Genomic DNA, 22,072 nt, shown 5'->3' on the forward strand with positions numbered 1-22,072 from the left:
TCACAAATTTCACCGCATAGGCACTGCATTTGTATACAGAATAAATAATTAGGTCACTTGCGCAAGGTTTAATATTTTAGTAAAGACGAACAAGGCAAAAACGATATGTATGTCACCTGAACCTTTAATTCATAACGACCAGGAATATATTGAGGGATTGCTTCACCATAAACCAGCAGTAATAGAAAGTATCTACCAGCGGTTTGCCTCCAAGGAAAAGCGGTTTATCCTCCAGAAAAGCGGCCACGTAAAAGATGCCGCACATATCTTTGAAGAGGCCCTGATGGATATCTATTACTTCGCCAGACGTCACCCGCTCAAAGTAACCGACTTCGAACCCTTTCTTCAACTCCTCTGCAAACGTATCTGGGAACAGGAACTGGAAAGACGCGGACAACGCATCCCCGGACTGGAAGCCGAAGAACTCTCTACCATGAGCCGCGATGATATACAGGATGTGGAAGATGTGCTGAAAGAAGGAGAAAAAAGAAGAATGGCGTATCACTACTACCTCGCCTTATCAGACGAGTGTAAAGAACTACTCCGGTGGTCTCTCACCGAAGGATGCCTGCAGGAAGACATTGCCGCCGAAACACATATTCCCGTTGGTGATTTACCGGAACACAGAGCAGCCTGCTACCGCAGCCTGTTCAGAGATATCGACACCAAATTAAAAGCCAACAGCCTGTCGGAAAATGACCTGCTGGATACCGATCGTTTCCTGAGCGGACAAATGAATGAAGCAGATCGCAAAGCCTTTACCAGCCGGCTGCAAACAGAGGCGGTACTGAACCAGCAGGTAAAAAGATTTGATGCAATACGACAACTGCTCGCTCAAAAAATATGCATTGATACCAACCGGGATGAACTGCAGCATTTATTGTTTACACATCGCAATGCGTGGTATACCCTAAAAGATAATTACACCACTCCTATCCGCAATTACGTAATTCTTACCGCGCTGATTGCCGCAGGGATGGCCATTTTACTGTATATAAGCCCGTGGAGAAAAAATATCTACCGGCAATTCGCCTCTACAGAAATGCAGATACCGGATATCGATAGTGTTCGTGTGCCCGAAGAAGCGATTAAACAATTTAACCGGGGCCATTTCAACGAAGCCGTTGTATTGCTGGATCATACGCTGACCACCAATCCGGGCAACCTGTACGCCCGCTATTACCGCGGTGTGGCTTTAATTGATCAGAACCGGCTGGAAGATGCACGCAAAGACCTGCTTGCTGTATATAACAACAGCAACGAGCTGCGCAATGAAGCCAGCTTTTACCTGGCGTTAAGTTATCTGAAAGAAGGGCGCAAACAGCAGTGCCGGGAGTGGTTATTAAAAATTCCACCCGGAGCCCCCAATTATCCGAAAGTGCAGAAACTGATAGAAGAATTAAAATAACTAATTCAGGTATTGTCCTTTACTACAATGAATAATGCTTTCCACTTCTCCTTTAATCAATTCATACACAGGCGCCTTATCTGTTTTAATACGTATCAATTGTTGTAATACCAGGAAGTAAATTTCGCCCTTATTACTACAGCCGGCAATCTGGGCTTTTAAAATGTTATGTTTTACCTCTTCACAACCGGTGGCATCCAGTTTCTGGTAAATTACATACAAGTCGTCCATCCAACTCATATCTCTAAAGTTTAAACATAGTGTATAGTCCCCTAAAGTTAATCAATTATATTAATAAAAATAACCATCCGAATCTTAATAAATTGTAAATTCTAATCCTCTCAAAACCAGATGGCTGGGTTTCTAACCGGCAGGTTCCGTAGTACTTCTTCGTTGGTAGGATCTGCGTCCAGTGAGCGCCATAAACGATAATAATCCATATGCTGTAAAGCGGCCGCACCAAAAAGCAGGAAAGGCTGGGCCACCGGCCAGTTATTCCAGTACATCACGTCATGGGCATAGGGCCAGTTATTTTTGTTTTTTACATAGGGAGACAGGAACGCAATGCCTTTGCTGATACTACGTCCATTTTCCGTGGTGTACTGCCACAGGTTATTGTCTTTCGTACTCAGCAACTGGCACAACGTACTCATCGCATCCAGGTTAAACAGCGAGTAGCCGTATGGTTTAGTACGTTTTAATTCTCTTGGAAAGCTGCCGTCATCGGCCATTTGCGAAGGCAGCAACACGGTCTTATAACGATCCGCGCAAAAATCCAGTATTGTTTTATCTTCCACAAAACGGGCAAATGCCGCTACCTGCATCACCCAACAGGTGCCATGATTATTGGCCGCATTCATTTCGTCCTTGCCGTAAGGATGTGTGGTAAGCCATTGCAGGTAAGTGCTAAACCACTGCTTAAATGCCGCCAGATCTGCCGGCGGAATAGCGCCCGCCTTTTCCATGATACGCAGTGCCTGTACTACTTCCATCAGGTGAATGGTATCAATAATACCAATTCCACGGCCCGTTGCCCGGCCTTTTATAGCCTGCGCATACAACAGCGACGGGTTCATACGGGTTGCTTCTTCTTCAAACCAGGCCTTTGCATGCAACAAAGCATGCTGTAAATAAATACGGTCGCGGGTAGCCACGTATCCCGCTGCCAGCGCTCCCATCACACGACTCAGCCGGATCATCACCTGCCGGTGTGCCACGAAGTTATCCGGGTTAGATTGCCCGTCGCGCTGAATATAAGGACTATCCGGATGCGCCGGATCCGGCCACCAGTAGTCGCCTTCAGAATAAAAATCGTGTATACCACCGGCGCTCCTATCACAATGAAACGCCGTAATAGTTTGCGGCTCCTGCTGCAAAGCCCAGTTGGCGCGTTTCGCAATGTCGCGCCGTGTATCTTTGATCAACTGCTGCAGGAAAGGTGATTGTGCATGTACTACATACATCATGCAGCAGAGCAGTGCCAGTAAACCAATACGTTTACACATGTTATTGCTTTGGTGTTAATGACAAAACCCTCCCGTCATGTCCGCGTAGCTGCAGTGAGAACTGGCCTTTAAAACGTCCCAATACCTTACCTGTCCAGTAATCCGCCACCTCATAGGTTTTATCCAGTTTTACGGATATTGTTTTGGGAGATGACTGCCAGTTAAGCAAAATCAACTGTTCACCGCTGGCAGCAGTGACCCTGCCTGCTTCAAAATTTATATTATCAAAAGCGGCTGCGCGCGCTGTTGGTGGTACTGCCTTACGCAAAACGTTTAGCCGTTCGGGTGATATCTTCGTCAGGTCATCTCCACTGAGCAACATCCCGCCGGTAGCGTATAACAGCGCCGCATGGAAATTAAACTCGTTGTCAGGCATATTGCCGGTAAGTACCAAACAGTCCGGATCATTCCACCACAGGCGGCCGTTCTGCCAGGCACGATATAAATTTTCACGCCCGGAGCGCTCAAACACACTCCAGCTACGCTTAATATCCATAGAACTACGGCTGCCATGCACCAGGCCCAAAGAAGGCCACAGCGGATGATTACAACCCAGCAAAAAGGCGTCTTTACTGCCACGGATAATCGCTTCCATACCACGACGATACGCTTCTACGCGGGTAGCTTTCTTATCATAAAAATAGCCACCGTGAATAGCTCCCCAGAAATTGGCATCCAGTTTAAAATAAGTAACGCCCCATTCATTGCGCATGGTACGGAATAACTGCTCCAGGTGCTGTTGCACCGCGGGGTGGGTACCATCCAGCGCATACCAGGGTTTCAAACGCCAGCCACCAAATGTAACGAGGTCGCTGCGCAGTGGTGCGCCGGTGGCGTCTTTCACCAGCCAGTCCTTATGATTTTTATAAATGATGGAGTTACTGTCACAAATAAACGGCGCCACCCAAATAGCCGGCTCAAATCCTTTGTCACGGATACTGCGTAATACCTGTTGTACGTTTCCTCCAAATGAGTTCCCTACTTCCAGCCAGTCGCCCATATGGGGTTGATACCCATCATCTATCTGTATATACTTTAATGCAGGAATGTGGTCTTTGATATAATCCAGGTTATCATAAATATTCTGCGCCGTTACTTTAGGGCCAAAGCAATACCAGGAACACCAGCCGGTGGGTGGTTGCTTAAACTCCAGGCGGGGATGGAAATGATGAATACGATCTGCGAAACGATCCAGTAATTGATTGCCATCTTTCCCGGTGGCCAGCATCAGCTCTTCCAACTGGAAAGCCTCGCCCGGCGCCAGCTCCAGGTTTTCGAGATCTGTTACCACTTTAATAGTATCGGCAGATAAATAAAACTTTCCTACAAATCGTTGGCTGGAAGTATAGCCCAGCAACAACTGTACGTCGCCTGCCGGATAAAGCCGCAGCAGGTTATACACCGCCAGGTAGCCGGCGGGTTGCGGTATTTTATAGTGCCCGGCATCTGTATAGTTACCCAATGTTTCCGGCTTGGCCAGCGTGCCAGCAGTTTGCGTGAGCATCTGGAAACCTTCCGCATAAAAAGGGGTGGTGGCAGGTAATACCTTTCCTACCGTGCCGGTTACCACTTCTTTCAAACGAACCGCTGTACTACCGGTATTGACAACACGTACTTCGCACAGTTCATCTTTCCAGCTACGAATTACTTTTATAAATGCCGGGGCCGGGCTGCCGTCGGCGGTATAGGCTACCGGCGTGCTATTTTTCAGTGCCTGGGCAAATTGTTCGGGATCACCGGCGCTGGCGGCGATAGCGCCGCCCAGTAAACAACACAGTAAAAACAGGGTGTACTTTTTCATCGTGGAAATTATTTAACGTCTTCAAATATACGCTACACATTGGCTCCTGGTATTCATTGAATATGATAAGTTTTGCCGGCTGCAGTGGGAACATCATACTCAAATACTTTTCCCAGCTGCAACACCGGCAATTTTGTTGGATCTTTTACCACTGTTTTACCGGGTGTCTGTAACTGGTAGAACATATTGGGATTGGTGCCAGTTGCTATTTTTACGGCCTTACCATTTACCTTCACGGCAACGCGTGTACGAATACGGCAGTTTCCACCTAAGGAGGATCTGACCACCGCATGCGTCAGCTGTCCGTTCTGCCATTCTATATCTACTTCAAAACCTCCTCTTGCCTTCAGTCCTTTTACGCTTCCGGAAGGCCAGGCGTCCGGCAACGCCGGCAATAGGTATAATACGCCATCATGGCTCTGTAGCAGCATTTCGGTAATCCCGGAAGTAACACCGAAGTTCCCGTCTATCTGGAACGGCGGGTGTGCGTCAAACAGGTTGGGATAAGAACCTCCGCTACTATTATTGGCTACACTTACCGATTGACCACCGGCGAGGAACAATTGTTTATTCAGCATCGTATATGCGTGATTGCCATCTTCGAGGCGCGCCCACCAGTTAATTTTCCACGATTTAGACCAGCCGGTACCACCATCACCGCGCAACAGCAAACTACGTGTAGCCGCTGCCGCGAGAACAGTGTCTCTCCTGGGCGAAATGAAACTACCCGGGAACAACCCGTATAAATGTGATACGTGGCGGTGTGTATCTTCCGGATCATCCCAGTCTTTATACCACTCCTGCAGCTGTCCGTATTGCCCGGTATGGAAAGGATAAATATCTTCCATGGTCTTCCGTAAACGTGCTACCAGCGGCGCATCCAGCTGTAACACGGTAGCGGCCTGTATGGTATTGTTAAACAGGTCATGGATAATGGACAAGTCCATAGTGGTAGCGATGCTCACGCTGCCGGTACGTTTACCATCAATACGAAAATCATTTTCCGGGGAAGTAGAAGGATTGGTCACCCATTGCCCCGCTTCATTTTTGATGAGCCAGTCCAGCATAAATTCAGCAGCCCCTTTCAGGTCGGGATACATTTGTTGCAGGGCTTTTTTATCCCCTGTATACAGGTAATGCTCCCACAGGTGACGGGTGAGCCAGGCCCCGCCCATTGGCCAGATGGCCCAGGTAGGTTTGCCGTTGGGATCTTTAAAATCAAAGCCTCCGGCAGGATTGGTCATGTTCCAGATATCCGAATTATGGTGGGCAGTCCAGCCTTTGGCGCCGTAATTAACGGTGGCGGTTACACGCCCTTTTTCCGACAGGCGGTGAATGAATTCAAACAGCGGTGTACCACAATCCGACAGGTTGGCGGACTCCGACGGCCAGTAGTTCATCTCTGTATTGATGTTGATGGTATAGTTAGAACCCCATGGCGGTTGCATTTCCTTGTTCCATAATCCCTGTAGGTTCATGGCTGGTCCGCCTTTACGGGAACCCGATATCATCAGGTAGCGGCCGTATTGATAAAGCAGAGTGGTTAACTGCGGATCCCGGTTACCACCATGCTCCGTGTAAACCTTGAGGCGCTCATCTGTCGGCAAGCCGGCATCTCCATCTACACCCAGGTAGAGAGATACGCGGTTAAACAATTTCGTATAGTCATTTAGGTGATCACGCAATAACGTGGCATAATTACCGGTGTGTAACAATGGAGCAACGGCAGCAGAGTGTGGATCTTTTCCATTAGGTTGTCCATCTTTAAAGCTGGTGCCTACTGATAGTAGCAACAAGGCTTCTGTAGCACCTTTCACATGTACACCGGCGGTATCTGTGGTGACTTGTCCGCCGTTTACACGGGCATCCAGGTGTACTTCGTAATTGATGCCTTTATCACCATATACTACCTGGTTTGCTTCATAAGGCCTGGCGGCAACGTATTCCGGGCACCGGCCCTTCATCACGAGGTAGTGGTTATTCACTACTTCGTTGGTATGTGGCATGGCGTTAGCGAAACGGGTGCTAAAATGCAGTTGCGCGGCTTTGCTGGCGGTATAGCGCACTACCAGTAATTGTTGCGGATAGCTGGCAAATACTTCTCTCGTATAGTCTACACCGTTAGCTGTGTATCTTACGCGGGCAATGCCGTTGTTCAGATCCAGTTCACGTTTATATTGCGTGGCATTCTGCGGAATATCGTTGTCTATCAACAGGCTGCCGAGGGTAAGATAGCGGGCGCTGTAGGTGCCCATCATCTTTTTCGCCAGCACATGCGCTTCCGCGTACTTTTCTTCGAACAGCAGCTTGCGTATTTGCGGCAGTGTTTCTTTGGCCAATGGATTATTGCCATCACGGGGAACGCCGGACCAGAGATAGGCTTCGTTCAGTTGCAGCTCTTCCTGCTGTACACCACCAAATACCATGGCGCCGATGCGGCCGTTGCCCACGGGCAGGGCTTCTACCCACTGTTGTGCGGGCTGCCGGTACCAGAGCTTCAGCAATGAATCAGCAGGTGAGGCCGCATAGCTAATATGGGTAAATAGTATTACAGCGGATACGGATGCTAACAGATACTTTATCATGAATGCATTATTTTTTAATTGAGTTTCCAGTTCTTTGCCTGTGACGGTTTATTACCCCTGTTGATGGAATAGCCTGTTGTGGTGGTTATTTTTCTGATCAACATGTTCTACTGTTTTTTCATAACCGGAAAGCGATATCCTGTTGTTCGCCTTGCTTTGTCCGTGGAATGACTGTCTTTTTATAAGAGATGCTATTTCTTTTCATGGAATTTAAACTGTTTAACAGCAAACGTTTGCAATATATTTCCAGATCTATAAGTCAATGCTATAGCAATATTCTATTCCTATTGGTTGATACATTATGCCAATAAAATCCGAATTTATGCAATCGATTGTAGTTAAATGTATGCAATTTTACCTATTTCAGATATCTTTTTCAGGCAGCAGCATACAATAATTATGAATCCGGATCGTCTGTTAAGATAGGTGTCGGGGATAAAGCAGATCCCCTTAATTTGGACTTATGAAAAGAGATAAAACATGCGGCATTCCCTGGCATAGTCTTGATGAGTTATTAGTGGAGCCAGGATTGAAGCTGGACGTACGTTACGGCATAAGAGGTGGTATTGGGCCACATTCCGGTCACATTGAGGCTCACCGGCATGAGTTTTATACACTGGGTATTTCTGGTGCAAAGCCCGGTGTGCATATGGTAGATTTCCGGCACATAGACATGCCTCCTTACAGTATGTTCTTATTGTCGCCATGGCAGGTGCATATGCCTACGGATTGGGCCAGGAGTGCAGATGATGTGTATCTCATTTCCTTTATGCCTGATTTTTTACCGGCAGGAATGCCTTCGTTGCCCATTTGTATGGAAAACCCGGTAACACCTGATGCGGAAAGTTTCAAAGAAATATGGCATCTCTGTGAACAGTTATACCGGGAGTACACTCAACGCAAAGCATTATTGCAGCCAGTGTTGCAACATTACGTGGCATTATTGCTGACCCTTTTTATGCGCTACCTGCCGGAAAACAATACGGTGAGGTCTTTACAACCTGAATTACTGACCCGGTACCAGGAGCTGATGGAAACGCATGTGCTGAGCTGGAGCAGCTCCGGCGATTATGCACGGGCCCTGCATGTAACAACGGATCATTTAAATGAGGTAGTGAAACAGGAAACAGGGCAAACCGCATCCGCATTACTGGCCGCCCGGCGTATCCTGGAAGCCAAACGTATGTTGCTGCATTCTACCCAGGGCATTAAAGAAATTGCCTGGCACCTGCACTTCAACGAGGTGACGTATTTCAACCGGTTTTTCAAGCAACACACCGGACAAACACCAGTAGCATTTCGTATTGCCAGCCGGGAAATGTATAATTATACCCCGGAATAGTATAATAACGGATAATAGCCCGTCCGCTAGTTTTGCATTAAATATTTACCTATAGCCTGCCGGATGGCAGATCAATTATAACCCAAAAAAATAAACTTTACATGCCTTCAATTAAAGACAGGGCGACCAGTTTACTGATGTCGCGCATAGGGAAAACTGCGTCCGTTAATCACGTACGTCGTATCGGTAATTTCCTGATGCAGGTAGAACTCCAATTGCCTCAATTACTGCCTGAGCGCAGCACGCAACACCTTAAATGTGAAGTAGCTCCTTATACTTATCGTGACTATACAGTGGCCAATTGGGACGCCGCCACACAAACCGCTACCTTGTTGATTGACTGCGGGCACGATGGTGTTGGCAGCTACTGGGCACTGGACCTGCAGCCCGGGCAGGAAGTGTATTATGCGGGACCTGGTGGCGGTAGTCATCAACCTACCAACTCCCAACACCTGGTATGTATAGGTGATGCCAGCGCCACTGGCCATTTCTGCTCGCTGTATCAGTGCAAAGCAGCTACCCAGCAATTCCATTGCTTCCTGCAACTCGATAATCCGGCCACCCGGCAGATTATGCAAATGCCGGTACAACCACTTTCCAATAACGAACACTATTTCGTGGATCTGCACGAATGGTTGTATAGCCACAATTTTCCTGTAACAGATACTACTTTCTATGTAGCCGGTAATCAAAGAATGGTGGTACAGGTGCGTAAATCACTGCGTCAGCAAGGTGGACAAGTTAAGGCAGTAGGTTTCTGGGGCTAAAATATTGCGTACTCAGACCAGGTGTTCTTTCATTGCCTTCACTATGGCGTTGGAGCGGGAATTTACATCAAGCTTGCGATAAATATTCATGATATGGGAGCGTACCGTTCCCACACTGATATGACAGGTATCAGCGATTTGCTTATACGTGTCTCCATTCACCAGGCAACGCAAAACTTCTTTCTCCCTGGGTGATATTCCATAGGGATCCTGATGGACCTGCTTTTCCTTGCGGAAAAACGCCAGCACTTTATTCACCGCCACTAAGTTCGACTGCAGCGCCGTTTCATACACCTGTGCAATAAATTCCGACAAGGATACCGGTGGCACATGTTCCGGTTCATATCCTTTTGTTACCGCCGGTAGCTGTGTCAAACCCTGTTCTTTTTCATTCAGGGTAAGCAACAACACATTTATATCAGGGTATGCTGCTTTTACTATGCTGGCGGCTTCTATCGCAGTCAATCCAGGTACCTCTATATCCATAAAAACCAGGTTGCAGATATCTTTTGCTAATTGTTGTAACACTTCTGTTGATTCGCTGTGCAGTCCGGAAACTTCTAATCCACGCGCTTCTCCCCAATTGCCAGGACTTATAGGCCGCACTCTTTTCATAATATTCCTTTTGGGTTATGTATATTCATATGAAATTTCCCATTGATAACTGCAAGTTCTCGGAAGCTGGTATGGTTGATAAAAATTATAAATGGAAAGCTGACACGGTTTCCATACCCGTAACAAATTTGAAACAATTACATGCAGTAGTCAATCGGATACGTATATGGTTTTTCAATAAATATTAATATACAATTTGTTTTATATTACTTATAAAACAATAGTATAACGTGGTAATTTATAAATCTTTGCTGGATTAACGCCTATATAATACTCTAAAAATCAGCTCTTTAAAAGTTGGCCCATCGTTCATTTAAAACAAATTATATTTAAACATATATATTACATCTGTACCTTTCCCGCCATTCTTCGTCCGGTTCCTTTATTATTTGTAAGATCATCTCCCAAATCATTCCGGTACTTTTCTGCGATCGCCGTCAGCATTTTTACTACCTCCGGAAATTGCTTTTGTACATCTAATGTTTCACCAGGATCGCGGCGCATATCATATAATGCCAACGGTACCTCTACTTCTGGTTGTGCTCCCGGGAATCCATCATAACCCGGCAGATTTAATTTGTAGGTCCTGCTCCGGTGTGGCAATACCAGTTTCCAGGGGCCTTTACGGATAGCCTCTAAGCTATTCACCTGGTAATATACGGCCAACTCGTCTCTGGGGTTTGCATCCGGATCATTAAATAATAATGACTTCAAATCCACCCCATCAATTTTCCGTACCGGCAACGCTGCCCCACAAAAATTAGCGATGGTTGGCAACAGGTCAATCGTAGCCGCCATTTTATTACACACTGTACCAGCAGGGATCTTGCCCGGCCACCGCATAATACAGGGCACCCGTAATCCACCTTCCCAGGAAGTTCCCTTCCCTTCTCTCAGGCCGCCCGTATTACCTGCATGGTTACCATAAGACAGCCAGGGTCCGTTATCGCTCGTAAATATTACCAGGGTATTTTCTGACAGCCCATTTTCTTCCAACGTTTTCATCACCTGTCCTACCGACCAGTCAATTTCTTCTATCACATCTCCAAATAAACCATCCTTGCTCTTTCCTTTATGTTTTTCTGATACAGCAATAGGCACATGTGGCATACTGTGCGCCAGGTAAAGGAAAAACGGATGCTGCTTATTTTGCCTGATAAAACGGCAAGCCCGGTCAGTATACAGCGTTGTGAGTTGCGCCTGATCGTCCAGTGTCCTGATATATTTCACCGGCTTATTTCCTTCTATCAGTGGCAAGGGCGGATATTTCCGGCGGGGATTGGTAGAAGTGTCTGCATAGGGTTTACCATCATAATGCACCGGCCACATGTCGTTGGAATAAGGCAACCCCAGGTACTCATCAAATCCATGCTGTAAAGGCAACCATGGCTCTTTGCAGCCCAGGTGCCACTTGCCCACCATGCCTGTACGATATCCCTGTTTTTTTAATACGGTGGCAATGGTCTGTTCTGCCGTATCCAACGCAATTGGCGCCGTAGGCCACAATGCCCCGTTGATGCCTACCCGGTTGGGATAACAACCCGTGAGCAACCCCGCACGCGAAGCAGAACAAACTGCCTGCGCGGCATAAAAATAAGTGAATCGCATCCCCTGCGCTGCCATACGATTTAAGTTAGGCGTGTGCCAGGGCGTACCAGCAAAGCACTCCAGGTCACCATACCCCATATCATCCATAAAGATGATCACCACATTAGGTGACTTAACTTCCGGCAAAGGCTTGATAAAACTGAATGATATGGCCGCCAGACACATAGTCAGGCTAAAATAAACTCTCTTCATCCGGGATGTTTGACAATAAAAAAATGGTACACATAAAATTATACATCTTCCTGACATTTTTTTGAAAAAAAGCAAAAAGCAAAAAAGCTATTATAGCGGATAATCATCCGCTATAATAGCTTTTTTGCTTTTTGCTTTTGCTTTCCGCTATTCCAGCACCAGCTCTATCACCGGAATCTCTACGTCTGGCTTACGCACAGGCAGATCCAGCGCCAGGTCACCTTTATCAGTGCCACGCATTTTTATTTCAGAACCATCATTCAGCAACTGGGCATATTTCACTTTCCCCTTCATACCAGGCAGTTCAAAACGTTGCAACGGGTAATCCAGTAAGTGTACGTATAAACGTTTGGTGGTGGGATTGTAGGTCAGCAGGCTGTTTTCCGGACGTTTAAACTCCGCCGGTGCTTCGGTACAACCATAAATAGAACGACCATTTACTTCCATCCAGGCACCCATACCTTTCAGCCTGTCCTGTGCCCGGCTATCGAAAGTACCACGGGAAGTAGGTCCTACGTTCAGCAACAGGTTACCACCTTTGCTCACTGTTTCTATCAGTAATACCAGTAATTGTTTATTGTCTTTCCAGGATGTTTCATCCCTGTAATACCCCCAGGAACCAGAGAAAGTCTGGCAGGTTTCCCAGTGAATACGCTTACCATTGCGGGTAGGCCACTCTGATACTTTATACTGTTCAGGTGTTGCAAAATCACCACCATCTTCATATTCTCCTAAATCGAGGCGATCGTTCACAATAATGCCGGGTTGCAATTTGCGGATCATCTTAATCAGGTCCAGCGAATTCCAGTCGTTATGATCTTTTCCGTGTTCGCCAGGGAAAGAAAAGTCCGTCCACAGGATATCGATTTTACCATAATTGGTCAGCAATTCTTTCAGCTGATTTTTCAGGTAAGCGCGGTATTTTTCCATATCACGTCCTTTGTTCAATTGTTCGTAAGCCTTTGGATCGGCAGGGCGCTGCGGATGTACGCGATCAATGGTATAATCAGGATGATGCCAGTCGATCAGGGAGTAATAGAATCCTACTTTCAGCCCTTCTGCCCGGAAAGCATCTACCCATTCTTTGATCAGGTCTCTCTTCGCCGCTGTATTAGTGGCTTTATAATCGGTATACTTTGAATCAAACAAACAAAAACCTTCATGGTGTTTGGTGGTGATCACTGCATACTTCATCCCGGCAGCTTTGGCCTGACGTGCCCATTCTTTGGGATTATACAGGTCAGGGTTGTACAGGTCGAAGTATTTCTGGTAATCCGCATCGGTAAGATGCTCATTACTTTTTACCCATTCGTGGCGGGAAGGCATAGAGTAAAGCCCCCAGTGAATAAACATACCAAAACGGTCATTTACCCACCACGCCAATCTTTGCTCTTTTTGCTCAGGTGTTTCGTTCAGGATTTTCTTGTCCTGCGCATGTACCTGCAACAGGAACAGGAGAAAAGCAACGGCACAGAGTGATAGTTTTTTCATAACTGATAAATTATGCTGATTTGGTTTAATACTTTTTTATTCCGCCACCAGCCAGGTATAGCCGGCTGCAGGGATGGTTACTTTTACATGAGCCTGGTAGTTACGGTCAAGGCTATACGCTTTTGCAACTCCTTCTTTTTCGCGTACGCGCACACTTTGTGTAGCGCCTGTATAATACATCGGCAGCACAAATTCCCTGGTAATAGGCTGTGCAGTTGGATTATACAGCATCACCAGCGCTTTTTGCGGCAATGTGGGGCTAACATGCATCACACCATCCCAATCGCGGCCGTCGGCGCGGCGCAGGTGTATCATATCGGCGTTCAGAATGTGACGATATTTTTTATACCAGGTGATCATGTTGGTCACTACTGCTTTGGTGGCGTCAGTGTCGTATAACCGTGGACCACGATAGCAGGCTTGTACGCCGGCACCGTAGTATTGCGCCATGAGCTGGTCATAGGAATCGAGATGGTCTTTCAGCGGCTCCAGCGTAGCAGCAGCGCCACCGCCCTGGTATTCGCTGAGTGGCACAAAACCCCAGCCCATAGAAGATGTTTTCTCCCAGGTACCATCAAAAATATTTTGCCTGTTCAGGATCAGTTGTTCTGCTCTTGGCAATGAGAAATTCACTTCGCGATAGCCCAATGCTATTTTATTAGTACCATCCAGGAAATACCAGTCGGGCGCATTTACATACACGCCTCTCTCATTGCACCAGTGATAAAGCGCCTTCTGCAACTGCATCTGCTTCCATTGGGAGTCATCTGCACCGGTATGTCCGGGATGCGTGGCAGAGGCACAAACATCGCCGGGATAAGGTCCATCGTTCTCGAAAATATCGAAGCCGGTGGCGGCAATAAAATGTTTGATCTTTTGCAGGTAGCCCAATCCCCATTTGCTACCCAGGCAGGGAGCGTTGCCGAAGAAAGCGTTGCCGGTTTTACCGGTAACAGGACTGATCACATCATCTTCCTCACTGATGCGCCGGCTCGAAAACAGGGAGTAGCCTCCCAGCAATATTTTTTTGCTGTGGGCGTAGTCTGTGAGCGCTTTAAATTTGGCGATATTGGTGGCGCTGGTATCTTCCATATTCAATCCACTGCCAAAGCTCAGAATCACGCCTTCATAACCGGTTGCCGCACATTGGTCGATGATAGCCTTCACCTTTTCAGGATCCGTGCTTACCAGGTGCATGAAAATTGGATTCTCCGTAGTCCATGGTGCAATGGTGCGATAGAATTTTCGTTTAGCCAGCCCGTTACGTTCGCGGTCATAACTATCAAACAGCAGTTCATAGGTGCGGATAGATTCAAAATGTTCTCCGGCAACCATGGTAATACCTACCGGCACTTTAGGATGTACTTCCAGCAGGCAGGGCGTTTGAAAATCGTAGTTCACCTGTGAAGTGTAGGTGCTGTCTGTTTTCCAGTGAGTGGTTTGATCACTGAGATTGGCTTTCATGGAATTGTTGAAAGCGTAGTTACTTTCAATGTAAATGCCGTGAGGTACCTGCATTTTATCCACGGCCCCTACTACCGCAGATTCTTCTTCAGGGGTAGCGAGTATTTCATTCACTACCTGGTTCAATTTCACGGGCTGCCCGGTTTGATTGGTAATTTCCAGCCATTTGGATATCAGTGGAATGCCGTCAAATATTTCGTAGTGTACTTTTATCTGCAGTCCTTTCACTTCCGGTGCCTGTGCTTCGTAGGAGAAGATGAGCGCTTTGCCGGTGGCTTGTTTGGGGTTGCTGCACCAGCCGTGGGCTGTCCATTTCAGGTAAGGCTGTATAGTGGTTACCTGGTGACCTGTATACATAAAATCTGATTGGCCGGCCTGGAGCTGATCCAGCCAGGCAGGTAGCAGATAGGCTTGTTGTGATTGTCCTTTGGCACCACCAATCATGTAATCGCGGCCGTTTACTACGATCCGGGCTTCCGGTTTTACGGCACGCAGTAGTTGCTCTCCGCTTACCAGGTTACGGTAATCGGTGCATATCACGTTGGGGGTTATACGAAAACTCCGGCTCAATAGGCCATTACTCAATGTGATGTCTTTGCCTTTTTCTGTAATAGCAGCCGTATACGACTGTGGTTGAATTAACCAGTCGCTGGCAGGCGACTTCACTTGCGCCGATAAAGTACCGGCATACAAACAAGCCAGCATTCCTGCCAGGAGATTCGTTCTTTTCATGTTCATACTTTTCTTATATAATTATTTCACGGGCTGTAAGATCACCTTACGCAACCAACATAGCTCATTTTTGTTACCAGAAACCGGCTTAACGGTCAGGTTTTGTTTACCTGCTTTATCAATATGTACAATACCAACAGCATGTTGAATGAACTGCATAGGCAGATGGCTGTTATAGGTACCTGTAGTCAGCGTGAGGAAAGGTAATTGCTGCCCGCCAACAGTGACGAGGCCCTGCTGGGAAGCGCTGGCCGGCTCGCAGGCATAATCGAGTATTACTTTATAATCGCCGGCGTCCTGTATATCGAGCGGAAATATAACGGCATCATCCGGTTGCAACATGTTGGTGATGCAATTATCGTGTTTCCAGTCGCCGAAATAATGCGAGTAAGTAAACAGTTTACTTTTCGCGTTACCGTTAAACACCGCCCATACGGCCGGTATTTCCGCCTGTGGATATTGGCTGCTAACGGTTTGTGTACGTAGTTGTGACAAGTCCGCTTGCTGACCGCTATACTCCACTACCAGCACCGTATTTCGTGTATCCGGCAGCGTTCCCGGCAACTGGATAATGGTTTCTTCCGGTAGTTGTTTAAAGGTAAGGGCAGATGAAGTACCGGGTATTTTAACTGATTTGATTTTTGCTGTTACGCCGGGTACACGTAATTGCCTGTTGGCGGGCATTCTCCATACGTGCAGGAATAGTTTCCCGGGCTTGCTGGTAGTAACGCCCCAGGGCTGTGCAGGAATGAGGCCCCAGGTGGTACCATAGATGCTCTCACCGTAAATCTTCAGCCATTTGCCAACAGCTTTCAGGTAGGCAACGGAATAGGCGGGCCATTGGCCGTTGCCATCCGGGCCTACGTTCAACATCAGGTTGCCGCCTTTGGAGGCTACATTAGATAGCAGGTGAATAATTTCTTCCGGTGATTTGAAGTTAAGATCATGTTGGATATATCCCCAGGAATCGTTGTGCGTATAAATAGATTCCCAGGCGCCGGCAATGGGTACCGGAGGCACTTCAGAATCGCCGAAATCGCGGTAGTCGCCGAGGTCATGCCCTACCCTGCTGCTGAACAGGCAACCGGGTTGCAGCAACCGCAGGCTATCGATCATTGCTTTGGTCTGGTCTACTGTTAACCCGCCGGGCATATCAAACCATACGAGGCCCAGGGGACCATAGTTGGTGAGCAGTTCTTTTAATTGCGGGATAGATTTAGTGCGATAATATTGCTGGTAGTCTTTCTCTTTGTTGTTGAAATCCCAGTTGTTGCCGCCACCGTTGGGTTCGTGCCAATCGAGGAACTGGGAGTAATAAAACCCGAAAGGAATGCCTTGTGTTTTACAGGCGGCAGCCAGTGCTTGCATGGGGTCCTTCTTATATGGAGAAGCATCTACGATATCGAAGTCGGTAACTTTAGAATCGAACATGCTGAAGCCTTCGTGGTGTTTGGCGGTGATGACAAGGTATTTGATGCCGGCTTCTTTGGCGGTGGCTGCCCATTCGCTGGCATCAAAGCCAATAGGATTAAAGGTTTGGGCTACTTTGGCATATTCGGCGGCCGGTGCTTTGGCGCGTTGCATGATCCATTCCCCGCTACCGTAGTAGGCGCTGTCGTGCCAGCGACCTGCCAGTTTAGAATACAGTCCCCAGTGTATAAACAATCCGAATTTTGCCTGCCGGAACCATTTTAGGCCGGGGTGTACCGTATTGCTGCTGGCTCCTTTGTTCCACATGTCGGGCATCTCCTGTGCGGCGACTTTCGTGTGCAGGAACAGGCATAGTAATAATAAACATGGAACCCGGTGGAACATAGCGCTGAGAAATTTAGTAAACCAACGGTAAAAATTATACATAACCACTGGCATATGCAAATGCATGGAAAATGGTATCAGGGAAAGGGAAAATGATACAATTAAACGTGCATTCGCGCCATTAACTAACGGTTAACGAATTTTACCGGGGCGAATAACTAATTTCGATTGCAGAATAAGTTATATCTGTCTCTGTGTATATAACTTCACCCGTTTGTCAACAACTTATTTAGCTCATTAACAGGCTATAATGTGTTATTAGCATCTGGTACAATACCAAGGTGCCATGTGAATGTTTTAAAGCGCCTCTGCTGTATGTCATCAGCAGAGGTTTGTTTTTTTTTAGTCCTTCCTGTTTTACCACTCGTTATTTCAATTCTTGTTTGGGTTCAATTAACGCTCTTTGCCGGGCATCCGCTTAATATTGTGCTAACGCTTCATCATCGTTGGGTTTGAAGTGCTACAGTTGTAGATAACTGAAAATGCATACAACTAACAAATATCTGAGCTGTACCTGTTGGCTTCTCCAGGCCGACGGGGATATTTTTTGATGAATGGGAACCCATAGGTTTAACGACCCATGGGTTTTTGATTTAATCATCATCTAGCTATAGCGCCTTTGCAGTTTCTACTGCGAAGGTTTTTTTTTAGCTGTTAGCCGTTAGCCTTTAGCTTCTAGTAAATGCAGCGAAGATCATTTGCGTAAATAATCCGCTGCATTTTACTAAAAGCTAAAAGCTAACAGCTAAATGCTAAAGTGAATATTTATTCGCTTATATTTGTATGGTGAAACTGAAAGATGATAAAAAAGTAACCCAGATTTTCCAGGCGACAGTTAAGCTGGTAGCCAGGAAAGGCCTGTCTGGTATCACCATGGGCGACATTTCCAAAGAAGCCGGGATTGCCACCGGTACGTTATACGTTTATTTCAAAAGTAAAGATGAGCTGATCAATGCCCTGTTTGCTGCCTGCCGGGAAAATTCGGTACAGGTATCTTTTAAAGGATACCAGCCGAACCGACCTTTCAAATTAGGATTCCGGCAAATCTGGCTTAACATCTTACGATATAAGCTACAGAATTTTGAAGAAACCGTCTTCCTCGAACAGTGTTACCACTCCCCTTTTATCACCGCAGCTACCCGGGAAAAGGCGCTGCAACTCGCCGCTCCCTTCTATGAACTGATGAAACGAGGACAGCAGGAACAGCTGGTCAAATCTGTGGATAGCGGCTTACTACTTACCTTTGTAATGGGCACCATGAACGAATTGATCCGGCAAACACATTACAGCGGCATCCCTCTCAGCAGAAGCCGGATTAATACCGCTTTTGACCTTTGCTGGGATGCCCTGAAGGCATAAATAAAAATGAATAATTATTCACAAATAAATATCACTGCATATGTCAGACATTATGATCGCAGTAGACCTGAGCAGCTTTTCAGAACACCTGATCAGCACAGGCATATCACTGGCCGATAAGATGAATGCATCCGTTACGCTCTTTTCTGTAGTGGAAATTGGAATCGGATTAGGTTTACCGGAAGGGGGCCCCGTATTTACAGACATCCCGGCACAGATAAAGGAAGTAGAAGAAAGACTGGAAGCTTACAGGCAAAATTACCCGGACAACGACCGTATCAAGATACTCGTTTCCGCAGGTAATCCGAAACATGAAACACTGGAACAGGCACATGCAGGCAACACCTCTATGCTGGTGGTAGGCACCCATGGCAGAACGGGGCTGGATCATATGCTGCTGGGCAGTAACGCCGAATATATTATCCGCCATTCCAGGATCCCGGTATTGGTAGTGCCTTACAACCAGGACAAACACTAGCGGTTTCCGATTAACACTCAACAGTTTATAGCAACAGTCCGACCTGTTGCCCGATCCCGGCGGATTTCGCCGGGATTTTTTTATCTCACCCGTCTCTCCAAAGCAATTATTCATCAGGATAGAAGAATGAATTGTTGCCTGCAGGAAAACTAATCCTGATGATTAAAATCCGCTTAAACTCCGCACGGTTAAGGAATTAAAATGAAAGTTACCCTAACTTTGTCCGCTATAGCGAACAACAATTTCACGAAACCTACAAACCTTTGGGAAAGAAATTTTTTACTGCAGCATTTCTGCGCAAGCTCCATTTAAAAGAGCTGCTGGCGGTGTTATTTATCTTACTGGCCATCTACTTTTTCCGTTCACAACGTCATGAATTATATGCTTTAGTGCCTGCCATCAAACGGGCCAACATCAATTGGGTGACCACCGGGGTGATCATTACCGGGGTATATATTTTACTACAGGCAGCAATGTATGTATTCAGCTTCCGTGCGGTTGGAGCGCGGCTGGATCTCATAAAGAGTACAGAGCTTTTCCTGAAACGCAACCTGTTATCCGTATTTCTGCCCGCGGGAGGTATCAGTTCCCTGGCTTACCTCCCGCAGAGTTTGCGTCGCACCGGCTTGCACAAACAACAGATACATCAGGCTTCCGGCATTTACGGCTTCGTAGGCATCCTGTCAGTTTTCCTGGTAGGCATTCCCGTAGTAGCTTACTCGATGTTACATAACGGTTCTATGCGTGATGCGATATGGGGACTGGTGGCTATCTGTGTTCTGCTGCTGGGAGTGGTGCTGCTGGTGCGTTCTATGCAATCCAAGGGCAAAGCCTATCAATTACTGGTAAAATATTTTCCGGGCGCAGCACAACAGGTAGATGAAATTTTCACCTTCCAGTTATCGGTGCCTGCATTTATGAATACCGTATTAGCTTCTGTGCTGATTGAAGTGGCGGGCGTGGCACATTTATACCTGAGTATGCTGGCCGTGGGCGTTACCCCGTCGCTGGAAGCGGCTTGTGTAGGCTATATTGTGGCTACCATCTTCCTGATTATTTCCCCTTTTTTACGTGGACTGGGTGCTATTGAATTATCGCTGGCATACCTGCTTAGTAACTATGGATTCACCACTTTACAGGCACTGGAAATCACGTTGTTGTTCCGTTTATTTGAATTCTGGCTGCCGTTGATAGCAGGTATGTTTGCCTTTGCATTAAAAGGCAAAGAGCTGGTACTGCGGTTATTACCCCCTATCCTGATTTTCCTGCTGGGTATGGTCAATATCTTTTCAGTGCTCACGCCACCGCTGGCCAATCGTATGCATTTACTGCGTGCATATATTCCCGGCACTTCTATACATGCCACCAACTTACTGGTGGTATTCCTGGGACTGGTATTATTGGTAACGGCCACTTTCCTGTTCCGCGGCCTGCGCAGCGCGTGGATTGTAGCGCTGGCAGTATCTGTGCTATCGGTATTTGGGCATATCGGGAAAGCGCTGGATTATGAAGAAGCTTCCCTGGCGCTGGTTACCAGCGTTATATTATTGATCACTTCGCGGCATTACCGGGTAAAAAGTAATCCACAACTGGTGAATATCGGCGTGGTAACGGCTTTGGCCACCTTCTTCCTGGTGCTGGTTTTTGGTACCATTGGATTTTACTTCCTGAATGTGCGTCATTTTGGTATTGACTTTACATGGCAACAATCTATCCGCCATGCTTTTCACTGTTTTATGTTGTTGGAAGATGATGGATTAAAACCAGTGACCCGCTTTGGGAAAGAGTTTATGTCGGCCATCCGGGTATTGGGTGTGAGTGCCTGGGCTTTCCTCTTCTACACCATTATCCGTCCTTACCTTCATATCACGCAGCAAACGAATACCAGTCTTGAAAAAGCACGCTTTTACCTGAGCCAGTATGGTGATTCCCCGATGGATTATTTTAAAATAGGGCAGGATAAGTTGCTGTTTGTATCTGATCAGTACGAAGGGTTTATTGCTTACCGGGTAGCTGGCAGCTTTGCCATTGTGTTAGAAGAACCGGTATGCAGTGAAAGTAACAAACTGAATGTGTTACTGGAATTTGAACAACAATGTAAGAAGATGGGATTGCGTCCTGCGTTTTATCGTGTAGATGAAGACAGTACCTATTATTTCAGTCATCTTAAAAAGAAAAAGATGCTGATAGGCCAGGAAGCGATCATGGATATACGCAATTTTACCCTGAGTGGGAAAGATAAAAAATCGCTCCGTAACGGGTTGAACAGTTTAGCCAACAAAGGCTATGTAACTACCTTCCATGCGGCGCCGCAAACACCGGCGATGTTACAAACCTTGAAGCAGGTGAGTGATGAATGGCTGCAACAATACGAGGTGAAAGAACTTACTTTTTCACAGGGCCTTTTTGATGCAGATAGTATCCGCGAGCAGGATGTGATTACTGTAACAAATAGTGAAGGCCTGGTAGTGGCTTTCCTGAATATCATCCCTGACTATGCGCCGGGAGAGTGTACTTATGACCTGATCCGCAAGCGTTCTGATGCACCGGGTGGTGTAATGGATGCGCTGATCATTGCTTTAATCCAGGATGCACAGCAAAAGGAATTGCAATTCCTGAACCTTGGTATGGTGCCGATGTCGGGCATTATTCAACCCGAAAACACTGCAGAAAAAATGGTAAAGTATGCCTATGAAAAATTGCGTTTCTTCCGTCATTACCAGGGTTTACGGGAATTCAAAGAAAAATATGCAACGGAGTGGACCAACAAATACCTGGTATACGAACACGATTTCGACCTGATACAACTGCCTTCTGCACTGAGTAAGGTAATGCAACCGTAACCATTTGCGAACGAACAATTGCCGGAGGGATATTGTTTCATCAGCATGTGCTAATTTAGCAGTGGGG

Annotated in this window: 15 protein-coding genes; 6 read left to right on the forward strand and 9 right to left on the reverse strand. The window is 46.7% G+C overall.

Going from position 1 to position 22,072, the window contains the following annotated elements; genetic code table 11:
- Window positions 1-109 precede the first annotated feature (109 nt).
- Complete coding sequence (locus J7623_RS05365; RefSeq protein WP_291918082.1) at window positions 110-1,408, forward strand: tetratricopeptide repeat protein; 1,299 nt, start codon at window positions 110-112, stop codon at window positions 1,406-1,408.
- On the opposite strand, the gene J7623_RS05370 is transcribed toward J7623_RS05365, so the two are convergent.
- The 4 genes from J7623_RS05370 to J7623_RS05385 form a co-directional block, all read right to left on the reverse strand.
- Window positions 1,409-1,648 carry a hypothetical protein gene (locus tag J7623_RS05370; protein ID WP_291918084.1) on the reverse strand — a complete coding sequence of 80 codons (240 nt, stop codon included), beginning with the start codon at window positions 1,646-1,648 and terminating at the stop codon, window positions 1,409-1,411.
- 101 nt (window positions 1,649-1,749) lie between these two features.
- Window positions 1,750-2,913 (reverse strand): alginate lyase family protein, encoded by a 1,164-nt coding sequence (locus tag J7623_RS05375; RefSeq protein ID WP_291918088.1) that lies wholly within the window; start codon window positions 2,911-2,913, stop codon window positions 1,750-1,752.
- Between the two features lies 1 nt (window position 2,914).
- Entirely contained in the window at window positions 2,915-4,714 is a 1,800-nt protein-coding gene (locus J7623_RS05380; RefSeq protein WP_291918091.1) for a glycoside hydrolase family 36 protein, read from the reverse strand.
- 53 nt (window positions 4,715-4,767) lie between these two features.
- A complete protein-coding gene (locus J7623_RS05385; protein ID WP_291918094.1) occupies window positions 4,768-7,299 on the reverse strand; it encodes a glycoside hydrolase family 95 protein in 2,532 nt (843 codons plus the stop codon).
- 463 nt (window positions 7,300-7,762) lie between these two features.
- Between J7623_RS05385 and J7623_RS05390 the strand changes: the two genes are divergently transcribed.
- Together J7623_RS05390 and J7623_RS05395 are read left to right on the forward strand one after the other, a co-directional pair.
- Window positions 7,763-8,641 (forward strand): AraC family transcriptional regulator, encoded by an 879-nt coding sequence (locus J7623_RS05390; protein ID WP_291918096.1) that lies wholly within the window; start codon window positions 7,763-7,765, stop codon window positions 8,639-8,641.
- A 101-nt stretch (window positions 8,642-8,742) separates the two neighbouring features.
- Window positions 8,743-9,408 (forward strand): siderophore-interacting protein, encoded by a 666-nt coding sequence (locus tag J7623_RS05395; RefSeq protein ID WP_291918099.1) that lies wholly within the window; start codon window positions 8,743-8,745, stop codon window positions 9,406-9,408.
- A 12-nt stretch (window positions 9,409-9,420) separates the two neighbouring features.
- On the opposite strand, the gene J7623_RS05400 is transcribed toward J7623_RS05395, so the two are convergent.
- The 5 genes from J7623_RS05400 to J7623_RS05420 all read right to left on the reverse strand — a co-directional run bounded on the left by J7623_RS05400 (window position 9,421) and on the right by J7623_RS05420 (window position 17,325).
- Window positions 9,421-10,023: a response regulator transcription factor gene (locus J7623_RS05400; protein ID WP_291918102.1), complete on the reverse strand. Its 603-nt coding sequence runs from the start codon at window positions 10,021-10,023 to the stop codon at window positions 9,421-9,423.
- Between the two features lie 342 nt (window positions 10,024-10,365).
- A complete protein-coding gene (locus J7623_RS05405) occupies window positions 10,366-11,823 on the reverse strand; it encodes a sulfatase (RefSeq protein ID WP_291918105.1) in 1,458 nt (485 codons plus the stop codon).
- A 147-nt stretch (window positions 11,824-11,970) separates the two neighbouring features.
- Window positions 11,971-13,314 (reverse strand): alpha-L-fucosidase, encoded by a 1,344-nt coding sequence (locus tag J7623_RS05410; protein WP_291918109.1) that lies wholly within the window; start codon window positions 13,312-13,314, stop codon window positions 11,971-11,973.
- 36 nt (window positions 13,315-13,350) lie between these two features.
- Complete coding sequence (locus J7623_RS05415; RefSeq protein WP_291918112.1) at window positions 13,351-15,510, reverse strand: alpha-galactosidase; 2,160 nt, start codon at window positions 15,508-15,510, stop codon at window positions 13,351-13,353.
- 21 nt (window positions 15,511-15,531) lie between these two features.
- On the reverse strand, window positions 15,532-17,325 hold the full coding sequence (locus J7623_RS05420) for an alpha-L-fucosidase (protein ID WP_291918115.1): 1,794 nt from the start codon (window positions 17,323-17,325) through the stop codon (window positions 15,532-15,534).
- 783 nt (window positions 17,326-18,108) lie between these two features.
- Here J7623_RS05420 and J7623_RS05425 point away from each other — a divergent pair.
- From J7623_RS05425 to J7623_RS05435, 3 genes are all read left to right on the forward strand, one after another.
- Window positions 18,109-18,684: a TetR/AcrR family transcriptional regulator gene (locus J7623_RS05425; protein WP_291918118.1), complete on the forward strand. Its 576-nt coding sequence runs from the start codon at window positions 18,109-18,111 to the stop codon at window positions 18,682-18,684.
- A 40-nt stretch (window positions 18,685-18,724) separates the two neighbouring features.
- Complete coding sequence (locus tag J7623_RS05430; RefSeq protein ID WP_291918120.1) at window positions 18,725-19,162, forward strand: universal stress protein; 438 nt, start codon at window positions 18,725-18,727, stop codon at window positions 19,160-19,162.
- Between the two features lie 263 nt (window positions 19,163-19,425).
- Window positions 19,426-22,005 (forward strand): phosphatidylglycerol lysyltransferase domain-containing protein, encoded by a 2,580-nt coding sequence (locus tag J7623_RS05435; protein ID WP_291918123.1) that lies wholly within the window; start codon window positions 19,426-19,428, stop codon window positions 22,003-22,005.
- Window positions 22,006-22,072 lie beyond the last annotated feature (67 nt).

The sequence above is a fragment of the Chitinophaga sp. genome (assembly GCF_017745275.1).
Lineage (GTDB): Bacteria > Bacteroidota > Bacteroidia > Chitinophagales > Chitinophagaceae > Chitinophaga.